18 protein-coding genes are annotated in these 23,404 nt (G+C 60.9%); 8 read left to right on the forward strand and 10 right to left on the reverse strand.

The features are described from left to right. Positions 1–16: 16 nt before the first annotated feature. The 6 genes from NUH86_RS07815 to NUH86_RS07840 all read right to left on the reverse strand — a co-directional run bounded on the left by NUH86_RS07815 (position 17) and on the right by NUH86_RS07840 (position 10,099). Positions 17–1,021 carry a site-specific integrase gene (locus tag NUH86_RS07815; RefSeq protein ID WP_009823939.1) on the reverse strand — a complete coding sequence of 335 codons (1,005 nt, stop codon included), beginning with the start codon at positions 1,019–1,021 and terminating at the stop codon, positions 17–19. After that, positions 1,018–2,373, reverse strand: coding sequence for a tyrosine-type recombinase/integrase (locus tag NUH86_RS07820; protein ID WP_009823940.1), 1,356 nt, complete (start codon positions 2,371–2,373; stop codon positions 1,018–1,020). Before NUH86_RS07820 ends, NUH86_RS07815 begins: the two co-directional genes overlap by 4 nt. Beyond that, positions 2,370–3,602: a site-specific integrase gene (locus NUH86_RS07825; protein ID WP_007015824.1), complete on the reverse strand. Its 1,233-nt coding sequence runs from the start codon at positions 3,600–3,602 to the stop codon at positions 2,370–2,372. Before NUH86_RS07825 ends, NUH86_RS07820 begins: the two co-directional genes overlap by 4 nt. 90 nt (positions 3,603–3,692) lie before the next feature. Then, positions 3,693–6,971 carry a strawberry notch-like NTP hydrolase domain-containing protein gene (locus tag NUH86_RS07830; protein WP_267251900.1) on the reverse strand — a complete coding sequence of 1,093 codons (3,279 nt, stop codon included), beginning with the start codon at positions 6,969–6,971 and terminating at the stop codon, positions 3,693–3,695. 140 nt (positions 6,972–7,111) lie between these two features. Beyond that, complete coding sequence (locus NUH86_RS07835) at positions 7,112–9,154, reverse strand: ParB/RepB/Spo0J family partition protein (protein WP_267251901.1); 2,043 nt, start codon at positions 9,152–9,154, stop codon at positions 7,112–7,114. Positions 9,155–9,187: 33 nt separating this feature from the next. After that, on the reverse strand, positions 9,188–10,099 hold the full coding sequence (locus NUH86_RS07840) for a toprim domain-containing protein (RefSeq protein WP_267251902.1): 912 nt from the start codon (positions 10,097–10,099) through the stop codon (positions 9,188–9,190). 224 nt (positions 10,100–10,323) lie between these two features. Between NUH86_RS07840 and NUH86_RS07845 the strand changes: the two genes are divergently transcribed. From NUH86_RS07845 to NUH86_RS07880, 8 genes are all read left to right on the forward strand, one after another. Then, positions 10,324–11,082: a helix-turn-helix transcriptional regulator gene (locus NUH86_RS07845; RefSeq protein WP_267251903.1), complete on the forward strand. Its 759-nt coding sequence runs from the start codon at positions 10,324–10,326 to the stop codon at positions 11,080–11,082. A 77-nt stretch (positions 11,083–11,159) separates the two neighbouring features. Continuing rightward, a complete protein-coding gene (locus NUH86_RS07850) occupies positions 11,160–11,786 on the forward strand; it encodes an acyl-homoserine-lactone synthase (RefSeq protein ID WP_267251904.1) in 627 nt (208 codons plus the stop codon). 10 nt (positions 11,787–11,796) lie between these two features. Then, positions 11,797–12,708 (forward strand): phytanoyl-CoA dioxygenase family protein, encoded by a 912-nt coding sequence (locus NUH86_RS07855; RefSeq protein ID WP_267251905.1) that lies wholly within the window; start codon positions 11,797–11,799, stop codon positions 12,706–12,708. Positions 12,709–12,711: 3 nt separating this feature from the next. Then, positions 12,712–13,107: a MarR family winged helix-turn-helix transcriptional regulator gene (locus tag NUH86_RS07860; RefSeq protein WP_188064323.1), complete on the forward strand. Its 396-nt coding sequence runs from the start codon at positions 12,712–12,714 to the stop codon at positions 13,105–13,107. A 286-nt stretch (positions 13,108–13,393) separates the two neighbouring features. Further along, entirely contained in the window at positions 13,394–13,936 is a 543-nt protein-coding gene (locus NUH86_RS07865; RefSeq protein ID WP_267251906.1) for an RNA polymerase sigma factor, read from the forward strand. Continuing rightward, positions 13,929–15,008, forward strand: coding sequence for a FecR family protein (locus NUH86_RS07870; protein ID WP_267251907.1), 1,080 nt, complete (start codon positions 13,929–13,931; stop codon positions 15,006–15,008). Before NUH86_RS07865 ends, NUH86_RS07870 begins: the two co-directional genes overlap by 8 nt. An 83-nt stretch (positions 15,009–15,091) precedes the next feature. After that, complete coding sequence (locus NUH86_RS07875; RefSeq protein ID WP_267251908.1) at positions 15,092–17,704, forward strand: TonB-dependent receptor domain-containing protein; 2,613 nt, start codon at positions 15,092–15,094, stop codon at positions 17,702–17,704. Next, positions 17,704–19,929: an Atxe2 family lasso peptide isopeptidase gene (locus tag NUH86_RS07880; protein ID WP_267251909.1), complete on the forward strand. Its 2,226-nt coding sequence runs from the start codon at positions 17,704–17,706 to the stop codon at positions 19,927–19,929. The genes NUH86_RS07875 and NUH86_RS07880 overlap by 1 nt, the downstream gene beginning before the upstream one ends. A 45-nt stretch (positions 19,930–19,974) precedes the next feature. Here the strand turns inward: NUH86_RS07880 and NUH86_RS07885 are convergent, their stop codons facing one another. The 4 genes from NUH86_RS07885 to NUH86_RS07900 all read right to left on the reverse strand — a co-directional run bounded on the left by NUH86_RS07885 (position 19,975) and on the right by NUH86_RS07900 (position 23,403). After that, the gene (locus NUH86_RS07885) at positions 19,975–21,738 is read right to left on the reverse strand and encodes an asparagine synthetase B family protein (protein WP_267251910.1); all 1,764 of its coding nucleotides are present in this window, start codon (positions 21,736–21,738) and stop codon (positions 19,975–19,977) included. Next, positions 21,738–22,403: a lasso peptide biosynthesis B2 protein gene (locus tag NUH86_RS07890; protein WP_267251911.1), complete on the reverse strand. Its 666-nt coding sequence runs from the start codon at positions 22,401–22,403 to the stop codon at positions 21,738–21,740. The genes NUH86_RS07885 and NUH86_RS07890 overlap by 1 nt, the downstream gene beginning before the upstream one ends. 57 nt (positions 22,404–22,460) lie before the next feature. Further along, a complete protein-coding gene (locus NUH86_RS07895) occupies positions 22,461–22,601 on the reverse strand; it encodes a benenodin family lasso peptide (protein ID WP_267251912.1) in 141 nt (46 codons plus the stop codon). A 160-nt stretch (positions 22,602–22,761) separates the two neighbouring features. Next, positions 22,762–23,403, reverse strand: coding sequence for a GntR family transcriptional regulator (locus NUH86_RS07900; RefSeq protein WP_267251913.1), 642 nt, complete (start codon positions 23,401–23,403; stop codon positions 22,762–22,764). Between the last annotated feature and the right edge of the window lies 1 nt (position 23,404).

A 23,404-nucleotide genomic window follows, 5' to 3' on the forward strand; every position in this document is an offset into this window, starting at 1 on the left:
CGTCCTTCACATTATTCTATAGGGTGTCGAGCCATCCCATCAGATTGGCATCTCGCTTCCACGAAGGTGGCACGTTGCTCGCCGCCGGGGCGCCAACCTGTTCCAGCGCCTTTCGTTTGGTCTCCAGATTGGCCTGAGCATAGTGATTGGTCGTATCGAGACTGACGTGCCCGAGCCAACTGCGGATGACGGTGATATCGACCCCGGCGGCAACGAGGTGGACGGCGGTCGCGTGCCGGAAGCTGTGAGGCGTAACGTGTTTTGACTGGAGGGTCAGCGTCGATTTCGCGGCTTGTTCCACGTAGGCGTTGAGCTTGAACCGCACCCCTGACGCCCCTAGCGGTTCACCGTATCGATTGACGAAGATCCGCTCATCGGGCGCACGCGGCTGTCGCTCCAGTAGCTTCCTGAGCAATGCCACGGTTTCTGGCCAGAGCGGGCAGATGCGTTCCTTGCGCCCCTTGCCGTAAAGACGCACGAAGTTCGGTGCATCGAACCGGATTGCTTCGGGACAGAGGTCAAGCGCCTCTTGGATTCGCGCGCCACTGTTATAGAGGAACGAGAGCAGTACATGGTCGCGCAGCCCTTCGAGTGTCGATCGGTTGGGCTGGGCGAGGATGGCCTCGACCTCCTCGGGCTCGAGGTAGCACGGCGCGGAGGTGGGCTCCCGCTTCAACGGAACAGCCAGGACCTCTGAGCACTGCGCGATGTATTCCGGATTCTTGTCCGCCACGAAGCTGAAGAAGCTGCGGATGGCGGCCAGTCGGCAGTTCCGCGTGCCGATCGTGGTCTTGCGGCCATGCTCGGTATGATGAAGGAACGCGCGCACCTCGCCGGCCGAGACGTCGGTGAGCGTCAGCCGCGCGACCCCGCAGCCTTTTCGCTCCGCGACGAACCGAAGCAGCAGCCGCCAGGTGTCGCGATAAGAGCGGATCGTGTGGATTGACGCGCTGCGCTGCTCGGCCAGCCACTCCTGGAAGAACGCCCGCAACAACGCGGGCAATGGATTGCCTTTCCTCATGGCCGCGCCTCCGTGACAAGGCACGGGGCGCCGAGCGCGCGGAACCGTTCACTGGCTTCCTGCAACAGATCCTGCGTGACGGTGATGTAGACCAGCGTGGAGTGGAGATCCCGGTGCCCCATGTAGGTCGAGAGGAAGTGCAGTTTTTCCTGAGGGTTAATGCCGGACCGGTACCACTGGAGGATGCGGTTCACCACCATCGAGTGACGAAGGTCATGGACCCGCGGCCCGGTCCGGCCCGAAGCGGGCTTGAGCCCAGCACGGCGCATGACGTTGGTAATCATTGTCGTAACCGCCTCGGGCCTGTAGCGGTCATTTAAGTGGGCATGCCAGAACAGCCCTGATTTCGGGTTCTGTGGGCCGCCAGCGCGCCGCCTCGCATCGATGTACGCGCGCAGTTCGACCGCGACACTGTCGGATAGAGGCAAGATCCTGGTCTTGTAGAACTTCGTTTCCCGGATCGTGATCGTGCTTGATTGCAGGTCCACGTCACCAAGATCGAGCCATGCCAGCTCGCTTCGCCGTAGCCCGGCACAATAGGCCAGCATGATCATGGTGTAGAGGGTCAACGGCCGCAGCGGAGCGTCCGGCGACGGATAAGTCCGTGCGGTATCGAGCATACGCCGAACGTCAGCCGGGCTGAAGATATGCGGTTGCCGATGCTCCCGCGCTACTTCCCGCTCTGGCCGGGGATTGAAGCGCTTTGGCGGGATAGTCGGATCGAGGCGGAACCGCGCCTTGGTCAGGATGCGCGCCAGCTTCTGGCATTCAGCCGCGTGGTTGCGGGTCGGCTTGGCAGCCGCCCAGCTCGCAATCATTGCCTCAAGTGGTTGCTCCGCGAGGTCGGGACGGGCCTGAAGGAACCGATCGAACCGCAGCAGCCAGTGAGCCTGCGCTTCATATTGATATCCCCGGCTGCGCATCAGCATGACATGGTCTTGCATGAAGTCACCCAGCACGCTGCCGAAGGGCGCAGGCCGTCGTAACGCGGCCAAGGATTCGTCGGGATTCGGGGAAGCCAAGGCCCGCCAGATCGGCTTGCTTTGCTTGACGTTGTACCGACGGCGAAGTGCAGCAACAGGGTTGTCGGCGATCAGCCCGATTTCGACGAGGTGGTCGAGGAAGCGGTCGACAATGCAGACCTGATTGAGCAGCGTCGACAATCGCCAACGTTTTTGCATCTCCTTCAGCCAGGCGTCGAGCATCTGCCGGTCCACCGCCGGATGCCGGCGGGCAACATCTTCGAAGGTGCAAAGGAACCAGCGATATGTCGGTACGCTTCCCGGCCGGAACTGCGATTTTACCAGGAAGGCGTCGACGACGGTGCGATCGGGATCGTGCCAGGCGCTCATGACAGCACCTCCATTCCAGGCACCTCGAGTGCCACGGCTCGGAGATCATCTGTTGCCAGTTTGAGATAAGTATTGGTGGATTCGGTGGATCGATGCCCGAGCACGTCGCCGATGATCTTTTGCGGGACCGATGCCCGCAGCATTTCGACCGCACGTGCGTGGCGGAAGACATGCGGCCCCCGCTTTCCTGCTGGCACTACGCCTGCGGCGGCCAACCGACCGCGGATCATGCCGTACAGGTTCGTCATTGCGATATAGGGTGCGCAGGATCGGACGAAGATTTCCCGCACTTCAACCTGGGGCCGCCCAAGGCGCAGATAATCCAGCAGCGCTTCACCAACAGTCACCATTAGCGGCATGTACGAGTACGCGTTGGTCTTGGTGTGGCAGATCCGGAGGGATTCTGCGCGCCAGTCCACGTCATCGAGCCGAAGGCGGCATATCTCACCTTCGCGCAGCCCATACGTGGCAAGCAGCTGAAGTATCGCATAATCGCGTAGTCCGCGTGGCGATCTGTCCTCCTGCGTTGTCGCCAGAACCGCGGCGATTTGGCTCCTTTCCAGCGTCGACGGCACATCTTCGTAGGCATAGAGCATGGGGCCGATGATGTGTGGCGTCAGATCGGTCGGGATGCGACCCGTCCGATGCAGATGGCGAACCACCGAACGGAGACGCTCAGCGACATCGGCCAATGATTTGCGCCGTAAACCAGGCGCGCGCATGTCCATGTAGAGATCGATGTCCACGATGCTCAACGTTTCGAGGCTGGCGGCACCGGCCCGGTCGAACTGCCATCGCAGGAAGTTTCGCGCCTCCCACATCAGCGCCGCAATGGACGCGCTTGCCAAACCGCGCTCCTCGCGCAGCCATGCCTCGTATTCGCGGCAAATTTCATGTCGATGCTCGTCATCGGGACCGATCATTTCTGCGTCCGGGGGCCAATTGCCTTGAGCAAGCCGGAGGAGCTTGGCGATCGCGGTGCGGGGCAACATGTGCCAACGCGCACTGGGAGGCCGACCGTACTGGATCTCAAAATCCTGAACCGCATAGCCAAAATACTGATCGACCTGCTGCGGCGTCACAGTCTCGACCTGTATATCGCACTCGGCCAGATAATCGAGAAACGCGCGGGCGTAGAGACGGTGGTTCGCCACGACCACGGGATTGTAATTCTGTGTGGTGAGCGAATTCGAGAGTTCGGTGATCAACTCGTCATGCAACTTCAACATGATTGCCTCCTCAGCTGGTCCAGGGACCGCCGAGGTTCGCAACCAATATAATGCGCAGCAACTGCGCACACTATCATGGGAATTCGCCGGTTACGCCGCGCTCCTCCGCATTACCGCTTCCTCGCGATAAGCGATCTTATGCGCAGCTCGCCATAAAACCGCCCAAGCGTCGGCATAGGCATCATAGACGGCAATCTGATCGTGCGTGAGCTTGTGTTCGAGGGGATCATATTCGACGCCGCAGAAGGTAAGTGCGCGTGCCGTATAGAGGCCAAGCGCCTTCAGGTCGCGCGCGACAATCTCCATGGCCGCGATCCCGCCGCTGCCGATCGCCGTCATGAACGCTTCGCGGGTGTCGAAGGCAGAGCCCTGCCCCCACAAACCTAGCCGGCTCGTATAACAAAGATTGGCGGGATCGGTGGCGCCGGTGGCACTGTTATAGAGGATACAGGCGCGCGGCAGCAGGTTCTGCAGCCGCACACCTGCCAGCCCCTGTTCGGAGCCTTTCTGGGTGCCATATTGTGTGTCGGTGCCGGCGGCATTGGCGAGTTCATGGGCCTCGTCGATAGCAATGACCCCGTCGAAATCCTCGCCAAGCCAGGCGAGAAGCTGTTGCAGGCGGGATTGTGCGTCGTCGCGCTGAGAGCGGAGCGTCGCGAAGGTCAGGAACAGGATGCCGCTGTCCATCGTGATCGGCGTACCGAACGCGAAGGCATCAAGCGGCTGGATGTCGATCGCCATGCCGCCGAGCGCGCTCCAGTCGCGTCGCGCGTCTTCGAGCAGCGCGCTGCTCTTGGAAATCCAGATCGCGCGGCGCTGGCCGCGGCACCAGCGATCAAGAATGCAGGCGGCGATCTGCTGGCCTTTCCCGACCCCGGTTCCGTCACCGACCATGAAGCCGAGCCGATAGATGTGGCCGTCGGTGTCGGGCGTGAGGAGGGTGCCGGCCTGGTTGGGCACGAAGCGGCCGGGCAGATCGCGGGCGAAGGCCTGCCCGGCATAGATCACGGTCTCGAGTTGGGCTTCCGACAGCGCCGACACAGCACGCGGCGGCAGCATCGGCCGATAGGATGGCAGCGGCGGCAGGATCGACGACATTGCCACGGATTCGACAAGTTGGTCAGGATGGGGATTAGCGTCGGTGAAAGCCATGCGGGCGAGCCGCCAGGGGACATAGATGCCGATCTGCTCACCGGCGGCCGGCGGCGTGGCCAGCGCTTCGTAGGCAAGAAGTTCCGGCTCACCGGCGATCATCGGCGCTGGAGGTGGCGTTATAGGCCGGAGTGGCTCAACGCGCGCAAACAGGCTGCCGGCGCGCGCCGGGGCTGCCAGTAACGGTCTGGCCGGCCCGAACTGCTCGACCGCCACGGGCGGCAGTGGCGGTTCGCCGGCATCCAGGCGCGGCGGCACGTTGAGGACGATCGGCAGCGCGCCGCGCAGATCGGCGACGACGTGACATTCGGTTTCGCCGATCCAGCCCTTGTCGAAGATCACCAGCCTGATCGAGATCGCGGTGCCATGCTTGGCATAGGGCTGCCCGTTGATCGTGATCTCGAACCGCGCTGGGACAAGCGACGTGACGGCGTCATAGCCCTGCGATCCCGTGCCATCGCGGGCAGAGGCAGGCGACATGATCGCGACGCAGCGACCGCCGTCGGCAAGGCGCAACAAGGCGGAACGAAGATGACGCGCGCCGGCATGACGATCCCGGCCTCGGCCCTCGCTGCGTGAGAAGGGAGGATTGATCAGCACGACGTTGGGGCGATCGGCGGGATCGAGCATGTCATGGATGAATTCGGCATCGTGGCGGCTGACCTGCTGGTCGAGGGTCAGTGCCAGAAGATCGGCGCGCAGCGGGTCGCGCTCGTTGAGGATCAGTTGGGCGCCAAGCTGCCGCGCATGAACGGCGAGCATGCCGGTGCCGGCCGACGGTTCAAGCACCGTATCAGCGTCGGTGATCCGGGCAGCATGGGCGGCGAGCCACGCCAGATGCAACGGCGTGGAGAATTGCTGCAGGTCGACCTGGCGCTCGCTGCGATAACTCTGGGTCGGCAGCAATCGGGAAAGGCGGTCGCGTGCGGCGGTCGCGGCGACAGGGTTGTCATAGTCGATAAGGCCAATCGCGGGATCGAGGGCGAGCAGCACCTGGGCGGCCTCGAGCGCCTCATAGGCGTCACGCATCGACCAATCGCCCCAGGCGTCCGAACCGCCGAAGCGCTCGCGCATCATGGCTTTGAGCGTCTGGCGGGAGACGCTTGTCCCCTTGGCGAGACGGCCCGTGAGGAGCCTGGCGATGTCGAGGAGCGAGATTGCCTTGGCGCACGGTTCGGACACCGCGGCAGGCGCGGCGAAGAGCGGATAGGTCATGGGCGGTTCTCCAGCAAATGATCGAGAGCCCCTGGCCCTCACCCCGCCGCTTCCCCCTTCCCTCCCCGATCCCCGATCCCCGAACGGCGCGCGGTAGATGTCTGCCGCCCATTGCTCGATCCACGCATCGGTGATTTCGTCATGATCGAGGTCTCCGCTTTCGATCAGGTCGCGAATCTCCGCTCGGGCGTGCCGAATGGCCGCCTCCCAAGCGTTCGCGGGAAAGCTCGAACAGGATCTGGCAGCTTGGTGTCGAAGGCGACGGGGAGGTTCGGTGAGGCGGGCGAGCTGCTGATGCGTCCATCGTTCCATATGCTCGGCGACCAGCGCGTCCGACTTGGACATCCGGCGCCGATAGGCATCCCGTCGTGCTGCGATGCCATAGGCCTGGCTGTCGATCGACGCGATCCGCCCGGAAAATGGGGCAAGATAAGGCAGTGCCGACCCTTTGACGCCGAAAGCGTGAAGGGTGACACCGGCTGGCAGAATGCGGTCGAGATGCTCGACGACGGCAATGAGGCCTTCAGGTCCGGCGATCTCGCGGCGGCACATGCTACCCACGCCGATGACCGTTCCCGGCTGAATCGACAGCCAAAGCGCGTCGATACAGCGCTCATAATCGCTCGGGCGCCGTCCTTGGATCACAGGCATCAGGCGATCGAGTAACCCCAAATCGGCGGCACGCTCGCGGCAGTCCCGGTTAGCGCGGATCGTCCGCGAGATGCGGTCGAGAACCTCCTCGCGATCGGCGGCGACTTCCGTTTCGGTGCAATAATCGAGACTCGCAATGCGCCGGAACGGAAAGGCGCTGGCGAGATGAAAATAGTCGTCCACGCTCCAGGGGAAGCCGCGGTAGCAGGCCATTGCCACGAATCCGGCGCTGTCGAGGTCGAGCGCGGCAAGGCCATAAGCATTGGCGAGTTGCCCGAGCCGCCATCCGGTCCATTCGCGCCAACCGCGTCGGCTGGACCAGGAAGATAGGGCATTGGCGGATATCAGCATGGGCTGCTGCAGGCGTCGCGCCCGGGTGAGGATGGGACCCTCGTTCAGATGGGGCAAGCCGATGACGATCTCTATCGACATGGCGACACGGGAAAATCGGGGCCACAGCCTATGCCGCGACCCCGATTTCCTCGTTTCGATCAGGCCGCCTCGGGCAGTATGACCGGTTTGTCGTCCTGCATCTGCTCGGCGTCGCCCAGGTCCTGATCGTTCGCCATCATCGGCGCATCTCCGAACAGGGTCTCGTCGGCCTCCGCATCCTCCGTGGCAAACCGCATCGGTCCGGGAAGCCAGGCGATCGCCCGCTCCTTGACCTCCGCCTCGGCGATGATCTGGCCGGCGAACAACTTTTCGGACGATGCGGCAAGATCGAACTTGCGCGATGCCGCATAGCGGCTCTTCAGTTCGTTGCCGCCAATGGCCTCGAACAGCTTCAGGATCGCAGGCTTGGTGATGCGATCGAAGAAGTTGCGCGCGGTCGGACGCCACCAGGCCGCGACATCGATGCGAAGCTTGGCCCCCAGATGATTGAGGAAGCTGCCGCCGGTCATGCCGTCGGGAACGGCATGGAGCGTCCGGGCAACCGCCCAACCGAGCCAGGCCGCGCGGGCGCCGTCATCGAGCGCGCAGAAGGCATCATAGCGCTCATGGATCTCCCTATAGTTGATCCAGCTCCGATCGAGCGCTTCGTCGAGCTTCGCCCAGGCCTGTGCGGCCGGAGTGTCGCTGGTAAAGCCGGAGACGCGCGGGCTCGGCGACCTTGCCCGAAGTTCGCTAGGCATCCCGTAATAGCCCGCGCGGCAGGCATCATCGACCATGATGAAGGTGCCGAGATCAAGTGCGAAGTGCGGGTCATTGGCGATATGAAGCGCGAGCAGCTCGGTTTTCATCATCGCCAGTTCGTCCTTGAGCTTCTGGCTGTAGCGCTCGGTCGCGGGTGACTCTGCGTCCTCCCCGTCATGCTCGGCCGCATCCTCGTCGTCACCGATGTCTTCGTCTTCATCCTCCTCGTCGGGGTCTTCCGAAACCGCGACATAGAGCTGCTCGTAGATGCAGGGCTGGCCGTCCTTGCCGATCATGACATAGGCGATCGCCGAGGCTTTCTGCGTTTCCGTAATGACCTCCTGCGTATCGATGATCGCGCCGATCTCTTCCTCGAGCGCCTCGACCCGATCGGACTGTTCCTCGGTATAACCGTCGGCTTCCTCGGCTTGCCTTTCGATTTCGGCGATCTCCGTTTCGATCTCCGCCTTGCGAACCTCGGCCTCGGGTGCGAGCGGGGCAGGCTCGCCGACGAGACGCGCGAGCTGGAAGGTCTCCGAATAGGGAATGGTCGTTGCCGGGATCGTGCGGACTTCGGCAAACCCTTCACGGTCGCGGATCGCTTCCGCTGCCGTCGCGAGCGCCTCGGCGGCGAGACGGTCGACCAGGTCGCCGTCGCGCCAGATCTCTGTGATGGTGTTGGAGAAGAGGTCGCTGTCGATGTGACCGCCCGCCGCGACATAGGCTTCGCGGCCGACGAGCAGTGCCTTGGGATCACCGCCATTGTACGAGCCGCTGGCGAGATGCCGCCGGATCTCGTTCACATTATGCCGGTGATAGCTGGTTGCCATCTGCTCGAACACCTTCGCCTGCCGCTCGGTGTCGGAGGTGCTGGCATAGGCCGTGGCGACTTCCAGCGTGATCTCGCTTGTGCGCAGCGCCTCGAAGACCGGTTCCGCCAAGCCTGCAAGGCGCAGCCTGCCGAGTACGAAACGCTCGGTTTTGCCGAAGCGCTTGGCAACGTCGACGGGCGTCTTCTTTTCGCGCTCGATGATAGCCTGGAAGCCCCGGCATTCGTCAGCCGGATTCATGGCGAGATTGAAGTAGTTTTCGGCCATGCTCATCTCGATGGCGTCGCGGGCATTCTTCACCGGAAGGACCGGGACCATGAAATCCTCGCCGAAAATGCCCTTGGCGATGAGGCTGTGAATACGGTCGAGCCGGCGACCGCCACCGAAGATGCTGTAATGGCCCTTCTTGCGCGGCACGGCGACGCCAATCAGGTTCTGAAGGACGATGCCGCTCTCGCCGATATTGGCTTCCAGTTCGGCATCCGCATCCGCATCGCTTTGGGTGCGGACATTGTGAGGCGATTTGGTGCAGTCCAGGGCCCGCACGTAGATGATGTTCGGGTTCGTCATGGGGTTCACTCCAATGGCGGAGCCACCTGACCATCAGGCCGCTAACCGCACCCGATCACCCACCTCCTTCCCCTCCCGCAGCAGCACGCGGTTCCAATCGTTCAACCGATACCAGGGCCAATGGGTCACGATCTCGCGACCGGCGCGCGCATAGGCGAGCTGGGCCTGTCGCTCGGCCAGGCGGCCGGCGAGATCATTGTCGGGCAGGAGAATGAGGCGCTCGACGAAATCGGGGATCGCGATACGGGCCAGTCGTTCACTGCCAAGAGCCGCCCAGACCGGGATACCCAGCAGAAGCGCCGCGGATTCCGCGGTCTCGATCCCCTCAGCGATGCCGAGGCAATTGCCCGGCCGGTATAACTGAACGGCGCCTGCAAGCGGTCGCCCCAATGTCAGCTTGGGCTTGGGAAGATCGGCTGCAAGTCCGGCATTGGCGCGATCGAGAAAGTTTCTCTGGACCGCCACGATCCGCGATTGCTCGCGGACGGCCGCTATCAATGCTGGCCGAAAGCGAACCGACCGTCCTCGCCCAAGCGGCGTGCGCGGGTGGAAACGCAACGCCGGTGACAGATGCACAATACCCCGAGCAGCAAGATAGGCGGCTGCAGGCGTATCAGCGATGGGGCTGGCTTGATTCCAGATCGTACGAGCACGCTCGGCCATATCTGTGTCGTAATGCGACGACGCGAGCGGTCCCACATTATGCTCCACGGGAACATCCAGCTTCATTCGCCGGACCGCTCGAATGATGTCGACGCCCGAGCAACCGGCGAAACATTTGAACAACAGGCTCCGATCGCCAATGCGTACCGACAGACTGGGCGTCCGGTCGGCATGGGCAGGGCAGCAGCACATCCCGCCATTGGGACGCCAGACGCCGCCAAGCCTTTTGACGAGCTCGGACGCCGCGGCCTCGAGTTCAAGATTACGTGCTGAATTCGACATGGGGCTGGGTCCACTGAGCTAGAGACTGACCAACAGCCCGATCCCCCTTCCCTTCTCCGGTCCCGCTCACATTCCTGCAGCGCGACACGACGGCCGTTAGACCGCCGCGCGCAATTCGATCCGAAATGGCGATTATGGCGGAAAGCCGCAATTTCTGCGCAAAATGTTACAAGAAGCCCGCCACCAAAGGAAGATGCTGAGCCTCTCAACTTTGGAGCGAGCAGATGGTGGACCAGTTTAACTTCAAGAAGATGATCAACGGCTTCCTGAGCGTGCAGATGGAGGATCAGTTACATCTCCATTTGGAACAATGTGCCTTTGATCTTGGATTTCGACAGTTCGCCATGGGGCATCATGTCGACCTCTCAGGGCCTCCACAGGACGCCATTCGTATCACCAACTATCATCCCGCATGGATCGAACGATCGCTCGGCGAAGGTTATTTCGTCTACGATCCCGTCCATTTGGCGAGCACCCGGACCGCGATGGGCTTTCTCTGGTCCGATGTGCCGACGATGATCCGGCTCACCCAGAAGCAGAAGATCATCCTCGATGCAGCCCGCCCCTATGGTCTCAGCGAAGGCTATACAATTCCTGTGCATGTTCCTGGAGAGTATCGCGGCACCTGTTCCTTCGGCGGGGACTCGTTGGAACGGCTTCGCCCCAACGCACTGCCGATCGCCAACATGATCGGGACTTATGCGTTCGAAGCGGCGCGCCGCATCATGCGAACGCGCCGCGGAATTCCCCAGGGTCTGGACGCGCTGCCCCAGTTGACCGAACGCCAGCGCGACTCGCTCGTTCTGGTCGCACGCGGAAAAGGAGATCCGGAAATCGGTGTTCTCCTCGGAATCTCGGCGGCGACCGCGCATGAACATGTCGAGAATGTCCGCCGCGCCTATGGCAACGCGCAACGCCCGCTCCTGATCGCGCGGGCGTTGTTCGATGGTCAGATCTCCTTTTCGGAAGTGTTTGGACGCTGACAACCCCCTGATCAGCGGGTCGCAACCGAGGCGCCTTTGGTTGAGCTGTTCTTCCGCTAACCAGCGGGAGAAGCTCCATGATTCAATATTTCGCGGGCCATGCCCGCCCAGGCGCCTCGGCTATACTCGACAATATGCACCGGGACCGCAAGCGCGTGTTCGTCGATATGCGCCAATGGGAAGTTCCAGTCGTCGACGGGCAATTCGAGATCGATCAGTTCGACGGCGAGGATGCCGTCTATCTGATCAGCGCGGCAGAGGACGGTGAGCATTTCGGATCGATCCGCCTGCTGCCGACCGACCGGCCGCATCTGCTGGGCTCGATCTTTCCACATCTGTGCGATGGGCCGCCTCCGTCCGGAGCCGATATCTGGGAGATCACCCGCGGCTGCCTTTCGCCGCGCCTGCGCGCGGCGGAACGGCTGCGTGTTCGGAACCGCCTTACGACGGCCGCAGTGCAATATGCGCTGCTGCATGGCATCACGCGCTTCGTCTGCGTCGCGGATTCAGGATGGCTGACCCAGATCCTGACGCTGGGTTGGCACTGCGAGCCGCTCGGAGAGCCCCGGATGATTGCCGACTCCACGACGGGCGCGTTGCAAATCCATATCTCCGGACGGACAATTGAGCAGCTCCGCCAAGCCGGCACCTATGCCTCGGTTACCCTTCAACTCGGCGGCGTCGCAACGCCGCTTGCGGCGTAGGGAGGCAACCATGCTCATGGAGCCCATCCCTGACCCAAGGGACATTGCCGTCGCAACATGGGTGGAAGCGCTGTCCGCTGATGGCTATTGCATCATCCCCGATGCGATCTCGCCTGCCGCGGTCGACGTTCTCGCCACCGATCTTGCGGACGATTTCGCCAGGACGCCACATGCGTCGGGACCATTTTACGGCGAATGGACCAAGCGCTTTCATGGTTTGCTGCGGCGATCACCCCACATGGACGCGTTCGTTCGTCACGCGCTCGTGCTGGAGATCGTCGAGAGCATCCTGGGGGCCGGCTGCGACAGCATCCAGCTCAACCTCACCCAGGCGATCGAAATCCTGCCCGGCGGTCGTGTCCAGCCCCCGCACCGGGACCAGGATATGTGGCCGGTGCGGGCGCCCGGGGTCGAATATCTGGTCAATGTGATGTGGCCGTTCACGCCGTACACCGAAGCCAATGGCGCCACGCGCATTTGGCCGGGGAGCCATCTGCGACAGGACGAGATCCTCATCGATCCTGTAGAAGCGATCCCGGCCGAGCTTGATCCGGGGGCCGCCCTCCTGTTTCTGGGCTCCACGCTGCATGGTGGCGGCGCGAACCGAACGGCGATTTCGCGACGCGGCATGATCGTGAGCTACAGCCTGGGCTGGCTCAAGCCTTATGAATTGCCGTGGCTGGCTTATCCCCCCGAGGTCGCGCGCGCGTTCCCTGCCCGCCTCGCCGCGCTTGCGGGCTATCGGGCCCATCGGCCCAATCTCGGCACGTTCGAAGGGCGCTGTCCCTCGACACTGCTCGACGAGAAGGCCGCTGGCTCCCTTGGCGCTGTCGATGCACTGAGGCCGGAACAGGAAGCGCTGATCGAGCAATTTTATGCTGGAACATTGCCGGCCGGGCTGCGGCTGGCGGATCGGAGGTGACCCATGAGCGGCGCCCTACCCAGCGTCATGGCAACGCTCGACCGGTGCGTGATGATCAGCCTTGCAGTTCGCGCGCACTGCCTCCTCGGCAACCGATTTGGCAGCGACCTGTTTTCGATGCCGGCTCTCAACATGCTGTTTGATCTGTATGCGCGCGAGGATCGCCGGCCCAGATCGTTGACCAGCCTTTGCGGCGCATCGAAGGCGCCGGCCCGGACTGCGTTGCGGATGATCCACCGAATGATCGAGCGTAATCTGCTCGTCCGGACACCCGATCCGCGTGATCAGCGCCGGATCAATGTCGACCTATCGCCCGAGGGAACCGCGTTGCTCGACGCCTATTTCGATGGCCTTCTCGACATACTTGCGAAGCCCGAACTGAAGGAGTGTCCGCCATGAATCATGGGTGGCAACGGCCCCGTCCCTTTCAAAGGCAATTTCGTGACGTCGTCCTCTTGCATCCGATATGGAGTTAATGCACATTTTGGGTGCAGCGCGGAAATAGGCTGGAAGCCGTCTGCAGGATAAACCTACCAGGCATAAAATGCGCCGATCCATGACGGTTGGGCGCGCGCATTGGACTTAAGTAGGCCGGCCCGCCTGGACGGATCCGTCGTGACTGAATTTCCTGACACGCTCACCGGCGCGCTTCGCTCTGCGCCCTCGTGGTCCTGTGCTTGACGCAATGCCGGAGCCGGATGATGGCGGCGGTCAGAGCACCGAGCCGGAGGGTATCGATCGCAAGCAGCTCGAGGCGGTCTATCGCTCCGAGGCTCCGCGCCTCAAACGGCTTCTCAAGCGCAAAATCTGGATCGAAGACGACCGCAACGATATCGTCCAGGAGGCCTTCACCCGTCTTGCTGAATCCAAATCGGGTGCGGCGTCGCAGAACCCCGGCGCGTACCTGCAGGGAATTGTCCGGCACCTCCTCGCGGACAGGGTACGGCGATGGGCCAGGGCACGATCGCATGCCATATTGGATGTGGCGATCGGTCCAGAGTCGCTTGGACCCGATGCGGCGGCCGAGATAAACCAGATGCGCGAGCGTTACCGCGCTGCCGTCGATACTCTCCCGCCGAAAACGCGTGAGGTCTATATGCTACACCGCGCGGAGGAACTGGAATATAAGCAGATCGCCGAGAGGCTTGGTATTAGTATCCGCACAGTGGAATGGCACGTGGCTCAGGCAATCATCCGGATCAGCAAGAGCATCAACACCGATGGGTGAAAATGAGATACCGGGCGATGCGCCCCGGCAGGATCAGTTGCTCGAAGAGGCCTCCTTCTGGTTCGCGCGCATGCGCGGCCCGGACGCTGAACAGTATCGCGCGGATTTTGACGCCTGGCTCGCCCTCGGGGCCGTCCATCTTGGCGCCTATAATCGCGCCGGGGAGATTTTTGCCCTCGGGAAATTTCTGGCCGAATCGCCTAATGCGGCGGCCGACAGCGATGACAATGATGGCTCTCCGACACGTTCGCGCTGGCGCGGATTTGCGCTGCTGGCCGGTTTCCTGATGGTCGTTGGGCTCGGTGCTTGGGTCGGACAGGACTCCCTCTTGAGGACGTTTGGTAGAACCCCCGAGATCGCTTCGGTGGATCCGGCAGCGGCGCCCGACGGCCAACGGCTCTCGACGGTGGGCAGTGTGCGCCGCAGCTTCAGGCTGGACGACGGCTCGACAGTCACCCTGGACGCCGAAAGCGTTGTTTCGACGGTATTCGACAGCCAGCGGCGCGCGCTGCGCCTTGAGCGCGGGCGGGCGCGTTTCGAGGTCGCCCATGAAACCAGGCCCTTCGTCGTCCTTGCTGGTGGAGGAAGCGTGACAGCAAGGGGAACGATCTTCGACGTCATCATCAACCCGGACAGCGGCGTGACGGTACGACTGCTGCGCGGCGAGGTGGATGTCGTGCGCCCCAGCCAGGCGGACGACGCGGACAGAGGCAAGCAGGCCATCACGCGCCTAGCGCCTGGGGAAGAACTAAGCTTCGGGGACAGCAGGCTCCCTGATCTAGCCTCGGCGACGAGGGTTCGCGATGCCGTCGCTGTCGCTTCGCTACCAGATATTCCGGCGGCCAAAGAGTTCGACATGGCACCCTTGTCCGAGGTGATCGCCGAGGCCAATCGGGGTTCTGCAATCCCGATCCGCGTCGCCGATCCAGCGGTAGGAGCGCTCAAGGTCTCGGGTCGTTTCCGGGTCGATAACCCTGAACTGACGGCCGACCGGCTCGCAACCCTGTTCGATCTCGAAATCGACCGCACCCACCAAAATGAGATTCTCCTCCGGTCCCGATCAACAATGTGAAGAAAATATTGCAATAGTGACCCCGTAGTTTGCAGCGTTGCTGCGATGCACCCAGAAAGCCTCGCCAAAATGGCGAGATTGGCATGGGGGAAATCATGGGGTTAGTGCGGAACGGGGTTCGGATTCGGCTGCTTGCGGCGGTGGCGATTAGTGCATCGGCGATCGCCGCGCCGGCCAGCGCACAGAATGGCGAACGGCAGGAATATAACGTCAAGGCTGGAGATCTTGGCGCCGCACTAAGAACCATCAGTCGTCTTTCGGGTCGCGAAATTATCTTCAGTGCGGAGGCGGTCAAGGGCAAACATGCTCCCCGCCTCCGCGGAACCTACAATGCTGACGACGCAGTCCGGACGTTGCTGGAGGGCAGCGACCTCACCGCCGAATTCCGAAAGGACGTCATTCTCATCCGGGGGCGATCGGAGGCGTCGGGCGAGGTAAACTATCGCCCGACGGACCAAGAAGATATCGTCGTTACCGGTTCGCACATCAGGGGCGGCGACACGACATCGCCGCTCGTCTCTCGGTCGCGAGACCAGATTTCGGCGCGCGGCATAACCGATCTTGGCTCATATGCTCGCAGCATTCCCCAAAATTTCACCGGGGGTCAAAATCCTGGAGTGGTCGGAAGCCTCCAGGAGGGGTCCGAAAATTTCAGTACCTCATCGACAATGAACCTGCGCGGCATCGGAGCGGACGCAACGCTGACGCTCCTGAACGGGCACAGAGTTGCCTACGACGCGATCGGCCAGGGCGTTGATATTTCCGCCATCCCCCTGGCCGCAGTCGAACGAATCGACGTCATCGCCGACGGCTCATCGGCGCTCTATGGTTCGGACGCCGTCGGCGGCGTTGCCAATATCATACTGCGCCGAGATTTTAAGGGCGTCGAGACGTCGATCCGCTTTGGCGCCGCCACGGACGGCGGTGCCGAGCAACAACAATATTCGATCGTGGCAGGAGACCGGTGGACCGGCGGTGGCTTCATGATTGCCGGAGATTACAACAAATCGACGGCAATCAGGGCCGGCCAACGCGAGACAACGGCCAAGCTATTCCCGACTGGTATCATTTATCCCCCCCTCGATCAGATCTCAGCGGTCGTCGCCGGCCATCAGGACATCACCGACCGTCTGATCTTCGAGATCGATGGGCAATTCAGTCGCCGCAAAGCAACTTCTGCCTTCGCCTTTCTCACGACGTCTGGCTATCAGTTCAGCGGCAACTATGGTCGCCGAAAGACGCAGTCCTATTCTGTAGCCCCTCACCTTCGCCTTCGCCTGGACGGTGGTTGGCAGGCTCAACTTTCGGGTGTCATCGGCTCAAGTGATGCAGGCGCGCTCGTGAGCAGCTATTCACAGGGCCGCGAAACCATTCGAAATCAAATTTCCTATATCAACGATCTGCGCACGGCAGAAATTGGCGCCGACGGCCCGCTATTTTCCTTGCCGGCTGGCGAAGTACAGCTCGCTGTCGGCGCAGGATATCGGGGCAATACACTCAACACCAATATCCGATCCACGCGCGGCGCCATAACGACCACACCCACCAGCTATGTCTCGCAGCAGGATGTAGTCTTTGGCTATGGTGAGCTCTCGCTGCCGCTTGTCGGCGAGAATAATCAGCTGCCGCTCATTAGGCTGTTGAAGCTAACGGCCGCCCTCCGATACGAAGATTACGCTCATGTAGGCGGAACAGCGACGCCCAAGATCGGCCTCCGCTACTCTCCGGTTCGCGACCTTGACATAAGCGCCACGTGGGGACGGTCGTTCAAGGCGCCCACGCTGGCGCAGGCGAGCCGAACGCCCACCGGCGATCTCTTGCCGGCGGATTTCTTCGTGCCCGAGGCGCCTGGTGGCGTGCCCGTGCTGTTTCTGGGCGGTGCGATTCCAGGCCTCGCCCCGGAGCGCGCGACCAGCTGGAACACGACGATAACGTACAAACCGAGCTTCATTGAAGGCTTGCGGATCGAAGCCTCCTATTTCGAAACCCATTATCGCGACAGGGTCGTCGAACCGCTGGGCGATGGCGATGGCGTGTTTGGAAACCCAATCTACAATGCTCTGATCCTTTATTCGCCGGCGGCGACGCAGGTAAACCAGGCAATAGCAAATCTGCCGCTTGGTCTGACGAACCAAACAGGCCAACCCTTCAATCCGGCCGCGGTCGGTGCGATCGCTGACAACCGGCTCCAGAATGCAGCAAGCCAGCACATCAAGGGCGTGGACCTAGCCATCGGCTACAGTGGCAACATCGGCCCACAAGACCGGCTGGAACTGACCGGCAACGCCACATATCTGGAGAGCGATCGAAAGCTGAGCGCGGGGCAACCGGCGCTTCAAAGGGCCGGAACAATTTTCGACCCACCGCACTGGCGTGGGAGTATCAGCGCGTCCTGGATCCACGATCAACTGAGCGTGACAGGAACTGCCAATTATATAGGGGGCACTCTCGACGACCGCTTTCAGCCTTTCGTCCGCGTCGGATCCTTCACGAGCTTCGACCTGATTGGACAGCTTCATTCCGGCGACGATCAAGGCCCTCTCTCCGGCGTGGGAGTGACTCTCGCCGTCACGGATTTGTTCAACACGAAGCCCGCGACGATCCGAAATTCATCAGCCGCAGCGCCTCCCTATGATGCGACAAATTATCCGGTTGTTGGACGGGTGGTCAGTCTAAAGCTCACGAAGCGCTGGTAATGCTGTCATTTGCACTCGCGAGCATTGGTCTCGCCACGGCCTCGGTCTCACCGAGCGTCGCGGAAAGACCATGTGACATCACGCCCGCCCCGCCCTCACAAGCCATTACCAAGCCGACGAAAGCGTTCCGGGCGGAGGATTTGGTCGAGTTGCGCGATATCGGCTCAACCGCTGTCTTCCCGGGACAGCTGACAGTCTCGGTGTCACCTGACCAGGCACAAGTCGCGTTTCAGGTCAGACGCGCCAATCCGGCCGCTAATGGCTATTGCATTGCCATGCTAGTCATGAGCCTGACGCCGGACAAGCATGTCCGGCCTGTCGTCGTTGACCAAGGGGGCGAGTTCATTCGCTTTCGCTTCGATCAACTCCTTGGAAGAGCAGACGTCCCGACAGGTTTGCCCCAAGTCATTATGCCACGTTGGTTTCGTGACAGCCGCTCTTTCGCGTTCCTGAAGCGGGTGGTTGGTTCGACGCAGGTTTGGCGCGCCTTCGCCGACGGGTCAGCCAGCGTTCAGCTCAGCCATATGGCAAATGACATCGTCGACTTCAGGATCGACGAGGACGGCACGAACCTCGTTGTGGCCACTGACGGTCCGCTTCGCGTTGTCCGAGACAAGATCAGGATTGAAGGCAAAACCGGATATATATTTGATGATCGCTTCTCTCCCAATAGCAGCAGCGAGCCCTACCCTGCACCGCCGATAAAATCGGATTATGCGACGATCGACGTTGCGACCGGGGCTTCTCGGCCGGCGGAGCCAGCCGAGATCGCCTTATTTTCGGAGCATCCAGATTCTGTGCGGTCGGGAGCCGTCGACATTTCGACGTCAGTAGATGGCCGTCGTGCCTGGACGTTCAGGCAGGAAAGTGATCGTTTTCCTCGCCCGCTGGATCTGGCTGCTGAAGACGAGCATGGGGTTCGGCAGGACTGCAAGGCGGCTTCCTGTCAGGGCATTACAGGCATCATCGGTTGGTCGAATGATGGTCGACGGGTGATCTATCTCCGCCGCGAAGGCTGGGGACAAGAACTCACCGCCATTTATATGTGGAAGCTTGGGAGCCGTTTGCCGAAAAAAGTCTATCAGACTACCGGCCTCCTCCTTGATTGCCAAACTGCACAAGCCCGCCTGCTCTGTCTGAAAGAGGGATCGACCGCACCCAGAAAACTTGTTGCAATCGACCTAAGCCGCGGGAGCGAAAGGCCGATATTCGATCCGAATCCACAGTTTCGACGTGTATCGCTCGGCAAGGCAATCCGACTTCACTGGAAAAGCATGTTTGGTGTCGAATGTTTTGGAGATGTCGTTCTGCCGGTCGGTTACAGGGAGGGAAAACGATACCCTCTAATTGTGGTTCAATATACATCGCGCGGCTTTCTGCGCGGGGGTACGGGCGACGAATATCCCGTACAATTGTTCGCGAATCGAGGGTATGCCGTTCTGAATATAGAGCGGCCCCAGTCCCCCGCAGCGCCTTCGAATGCCCAGAGTTATGCCGACCTCGACAAGGCTGATCTCGTCGATCTCGTTGATAGACGCAATGTGCTATCCGCTACCGAGATTGCCGTCCACAAGCTGATCGCCAGCGGTCTTGTTGATCCGCAGCGTGTCGGCGTCACGGGAGTCAGCGATGGCGCGTCGAGCGTACAATTTGCGGGACTCCACAGCAGTATATTTTCCGCGGCAGCAATGAGCAATTGCTGTTGGGAGCCGGCGCAACTGGCACTCCTGGGCCCCGGCATAGCGCGCCAATATCGGGAAACGGGCTGGCCATCGCTTTCGGATGCGGCACCCAACTTTTGGGCAAACCTTTCGTGGGTAGCAAATGTCCGGAAGTTGAAGTTTCCGGTATTGATGCAAATGGCCGACAGCGAATTTCGATCCGCGATGGGGGCCTATACCGCCATGAAAGAAGTCGGGCTGCCGGTCGATCTCTTCGTCTTTCCTGACGAAACCCATGTCAAATGGCAGCCGGCCCATCGTCTTGCCGTTTATAAGCGCAGCGTAGACTGGTTCGACTTCTGGCTGAACGACTGGCGATCGAATGACCCCGAGCGCCAGACGGACATAGCTAGATGGGAAGGCCTCCGCCGTACTTGGCGCGCCGCTGACCCATTAGGGAACAACTCCCGCTCTGGAGGTTCGGCTGCCCTGTTCAACCCACTTCGCTTACCAGAAGGGAGCAGGTCGCAAACCGGCCTCGATCCGCCTCCTGCAAGCAGGTGAAAATCCCGCCAAGCCCTCGAATGTTTTGGCGCACCATGTGGCTATTTAATCGAGCGAGGACACGCCAGGCGCGATCCATTGGTCTAGCCAAGCCTCCGTGTCGAGCAACGCCATCAGCCTCAAATAATATACTGGGTCTCGGCACCGACCCGTTCGAAAAATCTCGTCCAACTCGGTCCGATTCAGAATCCCCTGCCGGCTGAGATGTCCGTAGGAGAGGCGCTCGCGAATTTGCTCAATACGGGCGTCTAGCAGGGCAAGAATGAAACTGTCTGGCCCAGCCTTTGTCGTCCGGTTAAGAATCGTGCCCGGAAGCTGGGTGGAAAATGCATCGCGAATGAAAGCGCGATTTCGTCCGCCCGTGCAAGCGCGCCAACTTGGTATAGCCAGGCAAAGCTCGACTATCGGTTGGGCGGCGATCGGGTTCACTACGGTGAATGGAAGGTCAGGCGAATAGCCCTCGACATGATGTTGCATACGAAGCAGCATGTTGATGTGCCCCGCCTTGCCGGGAATCAAACGATCGTTCGGCGTCAACCACGGATGTTCGATTGGAAGGTGCGCCTGAGCGGCCAAGAGTTCTTCGCTGAGCAATTGCGGTGTCGGCTTCCAGCGGCATTTGCCGCCATCGTGCACCACTAGACGGGCGGTTTCCAAGATGACCCTGAAAAGGCTTGTCCGGGTTAGCGAAGCAACGTCTAACATCGTCGCGAGACTGGGACCGATCCCCTGCAGCAAGAAGCGATCAATTATCGGGCGCACCGATGCGCTATTATAGAATATGTTGTCGCCGCCGTTGCCGGTGAAAATGGCTGCGACATTTTGTGACTGGGCAATCCTGGCTACCGCCGCTCGATAGGCCTGCTCATGGATTCGGCCAGACGGGCGTGGCAAATGACTGGCGACTGATTTGCCGAGATCAATGTCTTCCAGATGATAAAATTCTTCCAGCAATTCGACCTGCGCATGCTGCGACATACATTTGGCATATGGGCGCTCGTCGCCGTTTGGATCCTGCGTACTTATCGTGAGGGCCGTCACGTTCGTACGGCTTCTGGCAAGGCATGCCAGGACGACGGAAGAATCCAGGCCGCCGGAAAGTGTGGCCACGACATTATCAAACTGCGAGGCGAAGGCAGCAACGCAGTTTTGAATTGTCCGCTCTACCTTCACATCCAGCACTGGATCCGCGGCATCTCCCCGACTGTCCACATAGCTCCACGGTGACCATAGCTGCGCGATGGCCGTGGTCTGACTGGAAATTGTAATCTCTGTTCCTGGCAGCAATTCTCGGAATTCGAGCAGAGCCGTATGAGGGCTCGGCAGGTCTCTGAGATAGAGATAATGTGCCAAAGCTTGCCAATCGACACTGCCGCGAGCGAGGCCAGCCTGAACAAGAAGCTTGGCCCGGGACGCGAAGGCGACATAGTCATGGCCCCGGACATAGAGGCAGGATAGCGTGCCCAGCGGCGCTCGAAGGACATGATGACCAGTGGCCCCCCTGTGCAAGGCAATATAGCTTCCCCAATAGCGCTCCAGAAGATGGCGAACTGAACTGGCGGTGATCTGATCTGCCTCTTTGCCATCCAGCTGCCGTTGACGCTCGGGCGGACCAAAAGTCGGAAAGAGGGATCCGAGAATGACGCCGGTTTCCCCAAGGTCGATCACGTCCGCGGGTGCGTTGGTGAAGAGCAGATAGTCCTTTGTCCGCTTCGTCAGGACAAGACCGGTCCCGGCCATTAACTGGTCGGACCGTCGTTCCCGGCTGTCTGACTCACTTTCGAGCAAGATCACATACTGAAACGGCATCAGATCACGAGAATGGGCACGTAACCGGCAACATTCTCGAGCCTGTCATTGAGCACGAGGTCTCCCGATTGCGCCCAACAATGGGCTGAAAATGGCCTGGCTTGAACGCCGACGACGAACGATGGGAAATAGCCGCGGACGTGGCTTGCACGCAGGAAAGACAATGTGCGCACCAGACAGCGATCAGCGACGGGAAATATATAGTCCAGTTTCGCAAAGCTCGCGGCGATCAAAAAATAGGTTTCCAGGCCGCTGTCCTGTCGAGGGGCGTATCGAGCACGGCTCCGAAATGTGTCAGCACGCAGCCGATTGAGGCCCATTGCCCGGCACTTGATCGCCATATTGATCTGGATGGCCGCAAGTTGTGCTGTCAGAGTCCAGTGTGGCCGGACGCATGCCGGCAGAATCAATTCCCGCTCCGCGGCAGGAAGAATTGCCGTGTCCGGGTTCGACGCGACCGTCGGCTCCTCCACGATCAGCTTTTGCCGCACAAGAAGGGCGATGTTTTCACAAGCTGGGTCGGTAGTCTCGGGCTGTGCTATAACTTCGCGTAGCGCCATTTCGAGCGAAGGCGGCAAGGCGAAATAGCGATCCGCTTCAAGATCCAGAAGGATGAGTTTGTCTGCTTTGGCAGCATAGAGATTGTCACGAAGGCGATAGCGCATGCCCAATACCCCCAAGGAAAGGCGCACCTCACATCCTGCAAGGCGCGCCCCACCCTTTCAGTCGTCGGAAATGCCGCCGATCAGACTGCGCGGCTGGCCCTCTGCATCTGACTGGCCTTGGTTGGCGCCTTTGGTTTCGGCGATGGCCGAACCGAGATCGATCAGTTCGTCGTCGTGATGTTCGTCATTGCGTTGCATGACACGCTCCTTTTGATCCGCCGCAAGAACAGCGGCAGTCCAAGGATAGCGCGGGCAAACCTTCGACGGACCCGAATATATCTAGACAAATTGGCGCGATATCCGAGAATATTTTCTGAGTCTGACTTGGATTTAAGTATCGGCCTTCTAAGCGACTGATTTAGCGTTCCAACGCCTCTTGCGCCTGCTTCTGGATAATTTGCTGTTGATGGTCGATTCTCCGCTCATGGTAAGATTCAATGCGCCGATGGACGCTCTTATGGACATCGGCCACAGCGGAATTTGTCATTGTACGCAGCTCTCTAGCAGCCTCCTTGATCTTGGCTGCTCCAGCGACTCGCTGATAGAATAGACGTTCGTTGATCTGTGCGATGGCGGCCATGGCCTCCGTATTTCCTGTTGATTCAGCAAACGCGAGGAAGATTGATCCGGTAAGTGTCGCGATCTCAACGGGCGTGCTGCCGAACCCCGCACGCGAGAAACGGTCCAGAGTCTGGCTGAGAACCGATTTTTTCATCCTCTGGGCCAAGCCCAAGAGCAGATGCGTGTTCCAAGCATAAAGATGGATCAGTTCTAGCGGGGTCGCAAGCGTGACCCGAAATCCGCCAGCGCTATCTGGCTCGACCAAGCCCTCCCCCATCAGTCGACAGGCTGCTTCTCGCACAGGTGTTTTGCTCGCCCCATGGCGGTCTGCGATGTCCTGGATCTCGAGTTTCTCACCAGCGTGGAAGAGACCCGCCAGATAGTCTGCCTTGAGTGCGCGATAGACGCGCTCTTGCGTGATCGGATCCGCTGCAGACATC

It is taken from the genome of Sphingobium sp. JS3065, assembly GCF_026427355.1.
Taxonomy (GTDB): Bacteria; Pseudomonadota; Alphaproteobacteria; order Sphingomonadales; family Sphingomonadaceae; genus Sphingobium.

What these genes read in the sequence shown, in the direction of transcription:
- NUH86_RS07815 (WP_009823939.1), bottom strand. Translation starts at nt 1,021, where the DNA reads ATGAGGAAAGGCAATCCATTGCCCGCGTTGTTGCGGGCGTTCTTCCAG.
- NUH86_RS07820 (WP_009823940.1), bottom strand. Translation starts at nt 2,373, where the DNA reads ATGAGCGCCTGGCACGATCCCGATCGCACCGTCGTCGACGCCTTCCTG.
- NUH86_RS07825 (WP_007015824.1), bottom strand. Translation starts at nt 3,602, where the DNA reads ATGTTGAAGTTGCATGACGAGTTGATCACCGAACTCTCGAATTCGCTC.
- NUH86_RS07830 (WP_267251900.1), bottom strand. Translation starts at nt 6,971, where the DNA reads ATGCTGATATCCGCCAATGCCCTATCTTCCTGGTCCAGCCGACGCGGT.
- NUH86_RS07835 (WP_267251901.1), bottom strand. Translation starts at nt 9,154, where the DNA reads ATGACGAACCCGAACATCATCTACGTGCGGGCCCTGGACTGCACCAAA.
- NUH86_RS07840 (WP_267251902.1), bottom strand. Translation starts at nt 10,099, where the DNA reads ATGTCGAATTCAGCACGTAATCTTGAACTCGAGGCCGCGGCGTCCGAG.
- NUH86_RS07845 (WP_267251903.1), top strand. Translation starts at nt 10,324, where the DNA reads ATGGTGGACCAGTTTAACTTCAAGAAGATGATCAACGGCTTCCTGAGC.
- NUH86_RS07850 (WP_267251904.1), top strand. Translation starts at nt 11,160, where the DNA reads ATGATTCAATATTTCGCGGGCCATGCCCGCCCAGGCGCCTCGGCTATA.
- NUH86_RS07855 (WP_267251905.1), top strand. Translation starts at nt 11,797, where the DNA reads ATGCTCATGGAGCCCATCCCTGACCCAAGGGACATTGCCGTCGCAACA.
- NUH86_RS07860 (WP_188064323.1), top strand. Translation starts at nt 12,712, where the DNA reads ATGAGCGGCGCCCTACCCAGCGTCATGGCAACGCTCGACCGGTGCGTG.
- NUH86_RS07865 (WP_267251906.1), top strand. Translation starts at nt 13,394, where the DNA reads ATGCCGGAGCCGGATGATGGCGGCGGTCAGAGCACCGAGCCGGAGGGT.
- NUH86_RS07870 (WP_267251907.1), top strand. Translation starts at nt 13,929, where the DNA reads ATGGGTGAAAATGAGATACCGGGCGATGCGCCCCGGCAGGATCAGTTG.
- NUH86_RS07875 (WP_267251908.1), top strand. Translation starts at nt 15,092, where the DNA reads ATGGGGGAAATCATGGGGTTAGTGCGGAACGGGGTTCGGATTCGGCTG.
- NUH86_RS07880 (WP_267251909.1), top strand. Translation starts at nt 17,704, where the DNA reads ATGCTGTCATTTGCACTCGCGAGCATTGGTCTCGCCACGGCCTCGGTC.
- NUH86_RS07885 (WP_267251910.1), bottom strand. Translation starts at nt 21,738, where the DNA reads ATGCCGTTTCAGTATGTGATCTTGCTCGAAAGTGAGTCAGACAGCCGG.
- NUH86_RS07890 (WP_267251911.1), bottom strand. Translation starts at nt 22,403, where the DNA reads ATGCGCTATCGCCTTCGTGACAATCTCTATGCTGCCAAAGCAGACAAA.
- NUH86_RS07895 (WP_267251912.1), bottom strand. Translation starts at nt 22,601, where the DNA reads ATGCAACGCAATGACGAACATCACGACGACGAACTGATCGATCTCGGT.
- NUH86_RS07900 (WP_267251913.1), bottom strand. Translation starts at nt 23,403, where the DNA reads ATGTCTGCAGCGGATCCGATCACGCAAGAGCGCGTCTATCGCGCACTC.